An 11344-nucleotide genomic window follows, 5' to 3' on the forward strand; every position below is an offset into this window, starting at 1 on the left:
AGTGACGCAGGCAACCGACGAAGAACTGGCTGACGATACCGTAGAAGCGGAAGGAGGTCGCTTTACATCGGCTGGACGCCGCGCGGCCATCAACGCATCGTTGCCCTTGCTGGCCACATACTTCGCGGATGCCCCCACCTGGGAGTTGGAAGTCAGTCAGCAACTCGCCACCACGCCTGATGAAAAGGCTGTTGATGACTTGGCGATGGCCGTCAGACTGCGGGCCTCACTGGCAGCGGCGGAAAAGTTGCTCCGCATCCTCGGCGACGTAGCGGCTCGTCCCACCTTCCGCTATACCCAGGTGAGCGCCGAATCGGTTGGACAAATCCGTGGTCGATTGGATCTGTCTCGCTACAGCCGAGAGCACGGCAGGATCGCTGTTCCTAGACGTTATCCAATCCGTCTGGTGGAACGGGAAAATGCCACTCCCGAAAACGTTCTGGCGGCTTATGCAGCGCACTGGCTTAGGCGAGATCTGGCGACCATTCCCCGAGACCTTCTTCCCGCCAGATCGCCGGAATTTAGGGATCTCCAACGTCTCCAGGATGGACTGGGTCGTAGTCTCGGCCTGCCACTGCTTGGAGGAACCAGCGCACTCGCTTTAGATGTGTGGCGGCGCTCGGCACTTCCGGACCTAATCGAACGGGTCAATGCCCGGCTGGAGGCCGGGCATATCGCATCTCCGGAACCTTACAAGGAACTGGCTGACTGGGTGGCGGCAACGCGAAACGGAACGGCAGTTGCTGATGTGGGAAACCGTGAATGGAGCTTCTATGACGCGCGCTTTGACACCAAATTGTTTGAGATCTGGTGCTTGCTGAAGTTAGCAGACGCCATCACCTCGCTCATTGGAGTTCCCGCGCTGGCTGCAGAGAGCCTCGCGCAGCGTCACCAAGGTCCCATGTATGCCTGGAACATCGGGGCCGGCAGTCTGCAACTGCACTTTCAAGCTTCGCTGGCAGCACTGACAGAAGGCGGCGTGGTGTGGTCTTTCGATCCAGGTCCGGCCAAATTGCAAGGCTTTCCCGACCTAGCAGTTACAGCCGACACGATCGCTGGGCGCGGACTAGCTATCTTCGACCCAAAGCTGCGACGGAGGCCGAACAAAGTACCTACTGAAGAGCTTTATAAACTGCTGGGCTACTTCGGAAACTTGGAGCACTCAAAGCCGCCCATTGGAGCAATTTTCTACTACAGCCCCCCAGGCAGCAACCGATTTCACGCTGGTCAGCGCTGGCGGGGGAGAGCTTCATGCACTCGGACTTGACCCCGAAGCTGCCGCCACGAACCCCTTTGAGACAGCGGCACAGCTGGCGCTGAAAGCTGCCGGCCTAGGCGAACGCTCCTTGACCCTTCTGAAATCGCCGAAACCGGAGAGCGCCGGTGACTCCGGGGAACTAACGGCCGCGATTCACCAGGAGGTCGCCGTTGACGCAATGCAACGAGAAGCCGACAGATTGCCTGCCAACACTCTTACACCCACCAGAAAAGCAATCGCCACTTCGCTGCGCGCCGTATGGCCACAGCTGGATCAGCAGGCACAGACGATGATCGTCACGGCCGAATATTTCGGACTTAATGCTCCGGAAAACGCCGATCACTCAGGACCATTGCTGGGGCTGGCGGCGGCGTTCGAAAGAGTCTTGAACGAACAGATTTTTCATCCCGCGGCAGCACAGCAGCGCGGCGTCATAAACCTCACCCAGACGCTCGGTGGTCGTCTGCACACTCTCGATGCGGCCCTTCGCGGCCGTAACGAACCTGAAGCAAGAGCCATCGCCGCCTTCTTGGAGAGCCAGCCAACGATCGATACAGCAAACCTCCAGTCCATCCTTCGCGATGCGAAAAACATGAACAGGCTTTACCGCATTCCTGCTGCCCATTCAGACATCGTGACAGCCGGAACGTGGGCAGACGGCCGAGACATTATTCTGGATGCCCGCCGGGGGTTGCTCGTCAGGCTAATGAAGTCCTTTGCATGGGATGCCACAACAGAGACTGCCGACTGAACACGCTGAAAATGGGGGACACCCGCTTAGAGCCTGTCTATCCACGTTTCTTCTTCCCGGTTGTCCCAGGCAGAACCTCCGACTATTTTCGGCTTGGCCTCTTTGCGCTGGCGGAGGAGATTCAGAAGCCGGTGAGCGTCAGTCGCATGGAGATCCCGCAGGGAGTCGACTTTGCGAACCACGTATGACTCTATGAGAGCCTTCCGCTCATACTGCTCATGGATGCCCGCGTCAGCAAAGGCAGCGCGTAGCTGGGCCACCTGTTCATCAGTGATAGGCAGGTGCTTTAGCGGGACCGTGCTCTGCGGTGCATCAATTTCAAACAGTGAATCAGCCATCCGTTCAGCCTATCCCTCGAAGGACACGTCTATCCGTTCGTGCACCAGGCCGTCCGGCCCTGTGGGTGGGGAAGCTAAAACGCTCCTTGGGTGTGCGTCCATGTGGAGGCCCAGTTATGGGGCCGGGCTGTCCTTCGGACCTTCGGAGGTATCGTTCATGACGCTGTCGATCGTCGCTGCGATTGTCGCCGAGGGTTTGGCTGAGTTCACGCCATGCCGATTTCAGGTATGCCCGCTCTGTAGGCGACAGCGGGCTCAGTCTCCTCCGTGGCTGCTGGGCCAACCGAGGCTTCGGCTGGAGTGCTTCGCCCATTTAGCAGGTTCCAAAGTCCCATTGGTTTGCCCTTCCTCGGAAGATCATCCCGCCAGGAACATGGGGGAAAGACCTGGCGGGACGGTGCCACAGTATCAAGTTCAGGTCGGCGCCAAGCTAGTGCAGGCGGAACACGTCACCGCGATGGACCGCCTCAGCCCAAGCCCGCACGGTCACATCCGGTACGACGAATCTGATTGCTTCCGCTTCGCGCCTGATGGCCGCCGTGATCTGAGGGACTGGCCGCCCCTCAAGCACGGCGATCTTCGCGGTCATCCTGGACAGGTCCAGCAACGTGCTAGCTCGGTTCACGGCAATCTCCTTCGGTTTGTTCTGACGCCAATGCGAACGTAAGTCCGGATTTCAAAGGAGTGGGGGACGGCGGTCGTGTCGCCGGATCAGGGGCAGGGTGCTCGCGGGCGAGCACTGATGGGCGTCCTCTCCGCTTCGCTCCGTGGCCGGCTGTTGGGTGCTGCCGGTCCGTCGCAGAGCTCCTGCCCGTCATCACCTGTTCCTTACAAGCATTTTTGTGGCTGTCCTGCGGATCATACGGTTCCGCTCCGGCTCTAGCTCCTGCCCCCTCCGCAAGCTCCGGGGCCCTGCGGCACTGGAATTCTTCGACGGCGCTCCTGCGTCGCTTATTTCCTTTCGAAGATTTCCAGCACCTTGCCCTGGCGGGAGGAGTCGCCTCCGTCGGCTCCGTAGAGCACTACGTGCCAGCAACAAAAAAGCAACTGGGAGAGGGAAGCTGGCCGGTCACCTGAGCCGCCCGACCCGCCCACCATTTCGGCAAAGAATGGAGCACCACCACATGAACGCAGTCATCAAGATGACCGTTGCCACCGTCGACACGGAGGAAACCATTCACGACGTCCCGGTGCTCGTGGATTACCACATGAACGACGGGTACGACTGGATGGACGTGATCGGCGAACACGGCTGGGTTGTGATCCCCAGCTGGGGCTGTGACGGCTGGGACCTGGGCCAGTGGCCCTATGTCATGGTCGCTGGGATCCGCACGGCAGACGATATCGGGAACCTGTTCGGAATGGCCACCTACTGCGAGGGCGACGTGAGGACCACGTTTTACCGGACCAAAGCCGCTTTCTGGACCGCGATAAGTGAGCAGGCGTTCTTCCACTGGAAGAGCGGTCAGGCCCAAGGCCCGGACGACCTGCCCGAGGCGGCCGCTGAAATGCCCAGCCGGTACCGGATTCCCTGCACCGTGCCGGACGCTGCTTAGCCGTTAGAAGCGGTGCCCCGCCCGGACGGGGCACCGCTCCACTCAATGAGTATTTGAGTAAAAACTCATCCACTTGCCATTGTTGAAGGACAAGCCCGTGAACACCTGCACCGCCCTGATCATCCCCGCCAACCTGGCCGAACCGGCCCGCGTCGAAACCATCGACACCGCTTTAGACAACCTGCAGACCCTCGTGGCCGGAAACATCGAAGCTCTCACCATTGATGACTGGCACTTCTACCTGAATGAAGAAGGCAAGATCATGCAGCTTGCACCAAACCGCCGCGCCGCCCAGCTGGGTGCTGGAAGAAACCGGCGTTCTGACAGATGTGTACTGCGGCGACGTCGTTGTATTGGGCGAAACCGCTGACGGCGACGAAGCAGACGTACCCGAACATCTGATTGACAGCGCGCAACAGCTTTTCGGACTCCACCAAACCACCGCCTAGACACGCTGCGGGCCGTTCGCCTTTGTGGGCGGGCGGTCCGCCGCAAGTGGCCGCCTGGGTGGGTGGTTACCGGCGCCGGACCGCCGTTCCCGCGTCAGGGCCGACGCTGGTCACCTGGTGCGTGCGACAAGCCCACGCTTGCGGTGACCTGGGGCGCAGGGGAGGGGGCAGAGAAAGCGTGCTCGCGGGCGAGCACTGATGGGCGTCCTCTCCGCTTCGCTCCGTGGCCGGCTGTTGGGTGCTGCCGGTCCGTCGCAGAGCTCCTGCCCGTCATCACCTGTTCCTTACAAGCATTTTTGTGGCTGTCCTGCGGATCATACGGTTCCGCTCCGGCTCTAGCTCCTGCCCCCTCCGCAAGCTCCGGGGCCCTGCGGCACTGGAATTCTTCGACGGCGCTCCTGCGTCGCTTATTTCCTTTCGAAGATTTCCAGCACCTTGCCCTGGCGGGAGGAGTCGCCTCCGTCGGCTCCGTAGAGCACTACGTGCCAGCAACAAAAAAGCAACTGGGAGAGGGAAGCTGGCCGGTCACCTGAGCCGCCCGACCCGCCCACCATTTCGGCAAAGAATGGAGCACCACCACATGAACGCAGCACCCACACTGGAAATGCTCGATCCCAGTACCTTGAGCGTGGATATCAACGTCCGCAAAGACGCCGCCCTTACCGCTGACTTCGTTGCCAGCATCAAGGAACACGGCGTTATGGAACCTGTGATCGCCCATCGCAAGGACGACGGTGCAGTGCACGTGCTGATGGGACAGCGCCGCACCCGCGCCGCCGTTGAAGCCCAGCGTACGGAAATCCCGGTGATGATCATCGAGTCCCCGGAAGAGGCCGAACGGATCGTGAGGCAGGTCGTGGAGAACATCCAGCGCGCGGAACTGACTCAAGCGGACGAGGCAGATGCCTACCACCAGCTGTCTCTGATTGGTGTTTCAGCGGCGTCGATCGCCAAGAGGACGGGACGGAAGAAAGCCGCCGTCGAGGGTGCGTTGAAGGCCAAGGCATCCGCTGCCGGGACCGCCGCCCTGGACAGGGGATGGAGCATCGAAACTGCCCTCATTATGGCCGAATTTGAGCAGGACGAGGCCGCGACGGCCGAGCTTGAATCAGTCCTCATGGACGACCCCGACCAGATCCTGCACGTCGCCCAGCGGTTGCGGGATCAGCGCGAGAGCGCCGCAGCCCTCGCCGCTCTGATCACCGAAGTCGAAGCCCAGGGTAAGACGATCGTGGAGGACGCCGGACACTACGCCGACGACGACAATCTCTACGTCACCGCAGCCAAAAGGGACAACGGGGAACCGGCCAGCGAGGAGGACGCCAACGCCGTCCTGATCACCACGGACTACCGTGGCCAGCACCGGACCCACTCAGTTATCGCAGGGTGGAAGGAGACGGGCTTCGCGCCGAAGTACGACCGCTACGACGGCGGCAGCAACGTCCAGAAAGGCCCGATGACCGAGGAACAGAAGGCCGAACGGAAAACCCTGATCGCCAATAACAAAGCGGCCGAGTCGGCCACCATCGTAAGGCGTGAGTTTGTCCGCACCCTGTTGGCGAAGAAGCAGGCGCCGAAGGGCTGGCAGCACTTCACCGCGTACGCGCTCACCCACCACCCTGAAACGGCCAGCGGCTACGACGGAAAGGTGGCCGCTGAGATGGTTGGAGCGAAGTCCGACGAGTCCGACCGGTGGGGATGGAACCCACTGCGGGATCATGTAGCCGCGTCCACGGCACGGCCTGAGTTCTCTTTGATCGCACTGGTGTGCGCCGGGTATGAGAAGACGATTGCCAAGGACTCATGGCGGTCCCCGTCGCAGACACACCGGGATTACCTGAACCAGTTGGTCGTGTGGGGATACACCGCAAGTGAGACCGAACAAATGATCATCGACAGCGGCAAGCCAGCCGAAGAAAACGAAGCGGCATAAGACCCCTTGCCGGGCGGCACCCCCACCGCTCGGCAAGGCCCCACACTACCCACCACGGGCAGAACCAGGAACCTCCCGCAGGGCGGGCGGTCCGCCGCCCAGGGCGAACCAAGTTGCCACTTACCAGCGGCGGACCGCCATAAACGCACCCACCAATCCTGAAAGTAAGTGCCGCGACTTCACGACAGTCCAACACCTGTTCAGTTGTAATCATGTGTACAGCTTCAGCTAAGCTGAAGCCATAGATTTCCTTTTTTGCCGAAGGACACGAAGGGCCGGCTAACAAGCCGGCCCTTCGTGTTTAAGTCTGTCTTTCAAGAAAGTGGACCCTGCGCCGTTCCTGGTTGTGGTGATTCCCGCCAGTAGCTCGCTGGGAGCCCCCATGTGCCTTAGAACCTGGCCACGCTGCCCCGGTTCCTGTGCCCGCCCCATGCCGGCCCCGCACGTTGGATAGGTGTCGTCCCGGCTGAAAAGAAGCCAACCGAGACGGTAGGGGAGACGGCAACGCTCAGGCCTGGACCATGGGCAACTGTTCCGGTTTTCCCCGCCCGCAATGGACAGAGGCTGTGCACGGCCACCGCTCGCCCAAGGCAAGGTGTGGGCGGTTGGTGACGTGGTGGTTGGGTGCAGCCGGTTCCGGTGGGTCCTGTCGTCCACATGTGTGCGGGGCAAGCCCGGAGGAAATAGCTTGCGCCGTGCACATGTGGGCGAGGGGTGACGCTACCAGTTTTCGCTAGTTGTCCCGATCAGTTCCTTCTCACGTGCGGCATCATTAGCTGGCCTTGACGGGCGCGTCGTCCTAGCGCCTTTGGGGCGCCCGCCGGCCTTCTTGGCTGGTGCGTCCAACCCGAAGCCCCGCAGGTCAGATTCAGTCCAATCGGCCCTGAGGGCTGCCTGGTAGTCCTTCGCATACTTTTGCTCTGCAGCTGCGAGCAATTGCACGGCTTCTTGCAGTTCGACGCTGCTGGCAGCAGCGTTCTTCACTGCGTTGACTCTTGCGTCCCTGACGGCGTCAATTTTCGCGGCCGCCTTAGCGGCAATGTTGTCGATATCCATGCCGTCAGCCTATTGGCTGAACGTGGCACCAGAAGCAAGGTTTTCCGGCGAGTTTCACGATTGGTGCCGAAACCTCCCGACGAAACCATGCGGAGCAAGGTTTTCCGGCGAGTTTCACGATTGGTGCCGAAACCTCCCGACGAAACCATGCGGAGCAAGCTATACATTTACACGGGTGTAAATGGGCGTGTCCTGCACGGCTCCTGCGTCGCGGTTTGGCACACTGGCTTGTGGGTCCCTTTGGGGTCGCTGCGCTGGGCCTTTTGGAGGGGGAGTGGAATGCCGGACGAGGAGAGCTCACGCCGTCCCAACCTGTCCCGCCGCCGTCGCGAGAACACTCCCGCGGGGAGCAAGAAGCGCCGTGACGTGTGGGTCACGGTGGAAGAGGAAGCTGCCCTCGTTGCCCGGGCGGAGCGGGAGAAGGTCACGGTGCCGAACCTGCTGGTCTCGGCCGCGCTCTCAGAACAGACTGATTCGCCGACGGAGCGGCGTGCTATCGCGGCGGAGCTGATGGGTCTGCACAACCTGTTGGCGCGCTCGTCGAACAACATCAACCAGCTCGCGCGGCAGGCGAACGCCACGGGCGAGTTCCCGGCCGAGGCACGGGAGGCGTTGAAGTTCATCCGCTCCGTGGCGATGCGGATCGACGATGCGATCGATGGGTTGATGTAGATGATTCCCAACATCACCCGCGGTTCCCGGATGGCCGGCCTGATGGTTTACCTGGCATCGACTGATACGGATAAGACGAAGAACGCGCACACGGAGCCGCACCTGGTGGCCGGCGACGCCGCGATCATGGCGTGGTACGACGACGGTGTCCTGGACAAGGACGATGCCCTCGCCATCGCGAAGCATTTGGACCGGCCGCGCAAGGCATTCGGTGTGTCGGTGCAGATCAAAGACATGCAGTGGGATCCGGCCAGGAAGGAGCGCGTCCACGTCGGGTACAAGGACGCCAGCGTGTGGCACTGCTCGCTGAGTCTGCGTGCGGAGGAAGGTGCGCTGACGGACCAGCAGTGGGGCGATATCGCCAACGACTTCGTGGACGCCATGGGCTTCACCGAGACCAGCGGCAAGGCACGCTGCCGCTGGGCGGCAATCAACCATGGGACGAGTGAGAACGGCAACCACCACATCCACATTGCCGTGTCCCTCGTCCGCGAGGACGGCACCAAAGCCTCCACCCACGGTGACTACAAAAGGGCGCAGCAGACCTGCCGGGAGCTGGAAGTTAAGTACGGGCTCGAACAGCTCTCCAGTGTGCACGCCACCCGCGGTTATGACCGGGCCGAGAAAGCCACGGCAACCCGTGACGAACGGGAAATGCACCGGGCCTCCCTGGGACGGAAGGTCCGCGCCTGCGCCACCTCTTCGGCGACCGAAGGAGAGTTTGTCCGGCGCGCCCGCGAGGCCGGAATGCTGGTCCGTCCCCGCTACGCCAAGAACACCACCGACGTCATCGTTGGCTACTCCGTCGCCGAACGCCCCCAGCGGGGAGAGCGGCCCATTTGGTTCGGAGGCGGCACCCTCGCCTCCGACCTGCGACTCGGTGCCCTCCGTGAGGAATGGATGGACTCGCCCCAGCTCGCCACCGAAGCCGCAGCCGAATGGAACGCCGCGGCCCGCAACAAACGCACCGTCTCCCGGACAGGACCCGAGAAAGCAGAACCGCCGGCACAGGCATGGGTGGACTACACCCGCAACGCCACCGCCCTGGCGGACCAGCTCCGCGCCATCCCGCGTGACGACCATGCCACCTGGGCCAAGGCCGCACGGGAAGTTTCCGGTGCCTTCGCAGCCTGGTCCTACCGCCTTGAACCGACACCCGGGCCGCTGGCCGCCACCGCAGCTGAACTGTCCCGCACAGCCCAGCTGCGGGCACCACGACAGCACAGCAAACCCGTCCCTCTGCCGTCCATTGCCGGTACCGCCATGTTGTTCATGGCCGCGTCGAGCAAGAACAAGACCGCGGCGCAGACTGCCCTCATGGTGCAGCTGATCAACACCGCCTTTGCCGTGTACGAGATGCATGCCCAGTCAGGCCGGGCACGGGAAGCCCAGCGCATCCGGTCAGTGGTGGAGAACCAGCTCGCCCCGTTCACCGCCACCATGCCCAAGGCTGTGCCGGTAGGAGCGGAACAGGCACCGGCCGAGGCAACAGTCCCGCGTGCGGTGGATATTGCCCGCCGCGGCATGGCCCCCATCCGCCCTGGCTCGGTTGTGCCGACAACGCCCACACCGGCAACACCGGAGACGACCTATCAGCCCAGCCGGCGCGACGCCGGACCCGGACTCGACCGATAAGAATCACACCACTAGTGCAAGGGGAAACACGATGAGTGAATCAGACGGCATGGACGACTTCCTGGACAACGGAATACGGCAGTCTCTGCTGATCGCCTCACGCATCGCCGAGACGCTGGCGCGCCGGCTGCAGGAGACCCAGCGACAGCAGGAACACCACGACGCCCAGACAGCGCACGAAGCCCACGCACGCCTCGCGGTCGAGCGCAGCGAAGCCCACGCAGCAATTGCAGCCGTCCACAAGGAACAGTGGTGGGACAACGCGGACCCGGCCGACATCGCCACCGCACACGCCGTCGCTGAGGGCTGGAAAGACCACGACCCCACCGCCCTGGAAGCCTCCGAAAAAATCCGCCAGGAAGTCCTCAGCCGATACGGCATCGACACCCGCGACGTCGGTCCGGACACCGCCTACCTCGAATCGGGCATCGAGACCATCACAGCCGAGAAGGCCCGGCAGGAGGAACTTGCGCGCAGCCAGGAAGAGCGACGCAAGGAGGCCGTCGAACACGAGAAAGCCATGCAGCTGCTCGCAGCAACCCGGGCCGAAGAACTCCGCACCCAGGCGGCCAAACTGGCACCGGAAATGGAACGCCACCACGTGCCCGTTGAATACCTGGCCAACCCCGAACTGGCCCAGGCGCTGCAGCGGGCCCACACCGCAAAGACCTCCAAAGCAGTGGCCATCGCCGACGCTGACATCAGGGAACGGATGTTCCTCATCAGCAAAGACGGCATCAACGGCCCTGACATTGACCAGCTGCGGAAGGAAACCACCGCGAACATGAACGGTGCCGGAGCCGAACACTTCCAGGACCCCGCGTTTGTGAAGGCAGCCAAGGAGATGCACGAAGCCAAGCTCCTGGCAGAAGGCGGTTTCATAGGCTCCCAGTTCGCCTCCGTGGAACAGCGGTACGAACGGGCCGAGAAGGAACTCTTCACCCGTCTCGAGGACGTCGGCCGCGAGATCGAAAACCGGGTCACCGGCAACGACAGCAGCCGACTCCAAGACCAAGGACTGAAGGCAGAAACCGCATCCGCGGCCAGCTACGGCTCAGCCGAACACCACGAGAAGTTCGCTGACTCCCTGGAAAACACCGGCGCAAACGAAACTCAAATCCGAGGCCGCCTCGCCGCCGCACGCAGCGAAGCCACCCATCCCATTGCAGCCGTAACCATGGGCAAAGCAGCTAGAGCCCGAAAGTCCTCTACAGGGGCAGCAATCGGGGCGGAACGAGGGAAGAGCGGGCTGTCCAGATAAACGAAACGGGCAATGAAGGGGTATCACCTCGAAGGTGATACCCCTTCCGTCTGGTCAGACGTACTGGGTTCGCGGTCGGAGAAGAGGTTAGCTCCCTCTCGCAATCCATGGATAAATCCGGCGACCGCTGCTCGTTCGCGGGCAGGCATACCCTCGACGGATGAAAGAATCCATGCCACGTCCGGCGGCATGGCCTCGGGCTTCGGGCGAGCTGCCGCATCGGGTGGGGCGGGCCGGGTCACAGGTTCGGGGCAAGCAAAGGTGGCAACCAACTTAGGGGACTGCCGCGAGTCGCCCTCATCGTGATCACCAGTCTGAAGCTCGATCATGACTGCCGCAGGCCGCCCGTCGATAGGTTCCCGGAGGCCTATCTCTGCTTTGTAGCTCACGTTCCATGTGTCGCCCAGCAGGCGTCTGAGGACTCCGCAAATCGCG

The 11344-nt window shown here is 62.3% G+C and carries 11 protein-coding genes; 8 read left to right on the plus strand and 3 right to left on the minus strand.

The annotated features are described in order from the left end of the window. Window position 1 precedes the first annotated feature (1 nt). Both ABIE00_RS25855 and ABIE00_RS25860 read left to right on the plus strand, forming a co-directional pair. Complete coding sequence (locus tag ABIE00_RS25855) at window positions 2-1267, plus strand: hypothetical protein (protein ID WP_354263820.1); 1266 nt, start codon at window positions 2-4, stop codon at window positions 1265-1267. A 79-nt stretch (window positions 1268-1346) separates the two neighbouring features. Beyond that, window positions 1347-2009, plus strand: coding sequence for a hypothetical protein (locus ABIE00_RS25860; RefSeq protein ID WP_354263821.1), 663 nt, complete (start codon window positions 1347-1349; stop codon window positions 2007-2009). Window positions 2010-2035: 26 nt separating this feature from the next. On the opposite strand, the gene ABIE00_RS25865 is transcribed toward ABIE00_RS25860, so the two are convergent. After that, a complete protein-coding gene (locus ABIE00_RS25865; RefSeq protein WP_354263822.1) occupies window positions 2036-2347 on the minus strand; it encodes a hypothetical protein in 312 nt (103 codons plus the stop codon). A 430-nt stretch (window positions 2348-2777) separates the two neighbouring features. After that, window positions 2778-2972 (minus strand): hypothetical protein, encoded by a 195-nt coding sequence (locus ABIE00_RS25870; protein ID WP_354263824.1) that lies wholly within the window; start codon window positions 2970-2972, stop codon window positions 2778-2780. 499 nt (window positions 2973-3471) lie between these two features. Between ABIE00_RS25870 and ABIE00_RS25875 the strand changes: the two genes are divergently transcribed. The 3 genes from ABIE00_RS25875 to ABIE00_RS25885 all read left to right on the plus strand — a co-directional run bounded on the left by ABIE00_RS25875 (window position 3472) and on the right by ABIE00_RS25885 (window position 6285). Next, the gene (locus ABIE00_RS25875; protein ID WP_354263825.1) at window positions 3472-3903 is read left to right on the plus strand and encodes a hypothetical protein; all 432 of its coding nucleotides are present in this window, start codon (window positions 3472-3474) and stop codon (window positions 3901-3903) included. A gap of 97 nt (window positions 3904-4000) precedes the next feature. Beyond that, window positions 4001-4273: a DUF3846 domain-containing protein gene (locus tag ABIE00_RS25880; protein WP_354263826.1), complete on the plus strand. Its 273-nt coding sequence runs from the start codon at window positions 4001-4003 to the stop codon at window positions 4271-4273. Window positions 4274-4932: 659 nt separating this feature from the next. After that, entirely contained in the window at window positions 4933-6285 is a 1353-nt protein-coding gene (locus tag ABIE00_RS25885) for a ParB/RepB/Spo0J family partition protein (RefSeq protein ID WP_354263828.1), read from the plus strand. 720 nt (window positions 6286-7005) lie between these two features. On the opposite strand, the gene ABIE00_RS25890 is transcribed toward ABIE00_RS25885, so the two are convergent. Continuing rightward, window positions 7006-7341 (minus strand): hypothetical protein, encoded by a 336-nt coding sequence (locus ABIE00_RS25890; protein ID WP_354263830.1) that lies wholly within the window; start codon window positions 7339-7341, stop codon window positions 7006-7008. 279 nt (window positions 7342-7620) lie between these two features. Between ABIE00_RS25890 and ABIE00_RS25895 the strand changes: the two genes are divergently transcribed. Genes ABIE00_RS25895 through ABIE00_RS25905 form a run of 3 tightly spaced genes read left to right on the plus strand, consistent with a single transcriptional unit; the run spans window position 7621 to window position 10909 of the window. Next, on the plus strand, window positions 7621-8013 hold the full coding sequence (locus ABIE00_RS25895; RefSeq protein ID WP_354263832.1) for a MobC family plasmid mobilization relaxosome protein: 393 nt from the start codon (window positions 7621-7623) through the stop codon (window positions 8011-8013). After that, the gene (locus ABIE00_RS25900) at window positions 8014-9648 is read left to right on the plus strand and encodes a relaxase/mobilization nuclease domain-containing protein (protein WP_354263834.1); all 1635 of its coding nucleotides are present in this window, start codon (window positions 8014-8016) and stop codon (window positions 9646-9648) included. Window positions 9649-9679: 31 nt separating this feature from the next. Next, window positions 9680-10909 carry a hypothetical protein gene (locus ABIE00_RS25905; RefSeq protein WP_354263836.1) on the plus strand — a complete coding sequence of 410 codons (1230 nt, stop codon included), beginning with the start codon at window positions 9680-9682 and terminating at the stop codon, window positions 10907-10909. The last annotated feature ends 435 nt before the right edge of the window (window positions 10910-11344 follow it).

The organism is Arthrobacter sp. OAP107 (assembly GCF_040546765.1).
Classification (GTDB): Bacteria; Actinomycetota; Actinomycetes; order Actinomycetales; family Micrococcaceae; genus Arthrobacter.

Coding starts and splice junctions, on each gene's coding strand:
- ABIE00_RS25905 (WP_354263836.1), top strand. CDS start 9,680: ATGAGTGAATCAGACGGCATGGACGACTTCCTGGACAACGGAATACGG.
- ABIE00_RS25875 (WP_354263825.1), top strand. CDS start 3,472: ATGAACGCAGTCATCAAGATGACCGTTGCCACCGTCGACACGGAGGAA.
- ABIE00_RS25865 (WP_354263822.1), bottom strand. CDS start 2,347: ATGGCTGATTCACTGTTTGAAATTGATGCACCGCAGAGCACGGTCCCG.
- ABIE00_RS25890 (WP_354263830.1), bottom strand. CDS start 7,341: ATGGATATCGACAACATTGCCGCTAAGGCGGCCGCGAAAATTGACGCC.
- ABIE00_RS25885 (WP_354263828.1), top strand. CDS start 4,933: ATGAACGCAGCACCCACACTGGAAATGCTCGATCCCAGTACCTTGAGC.
- ABIE00_RS25900 (WP_354263834.1), top strand. CDS start 8,014: ATGATTCCCAACATCACCCGCGGTTCCCGGATGGCCGGCCTGATGGTT.
- ABIE00_RS25895 (WP_354263832.1), top strand. CDS start 7,621: ATGCCGGACGAGGAGAGCTCACGCCGTCCCAACCTGTCCCGCCGCCGT.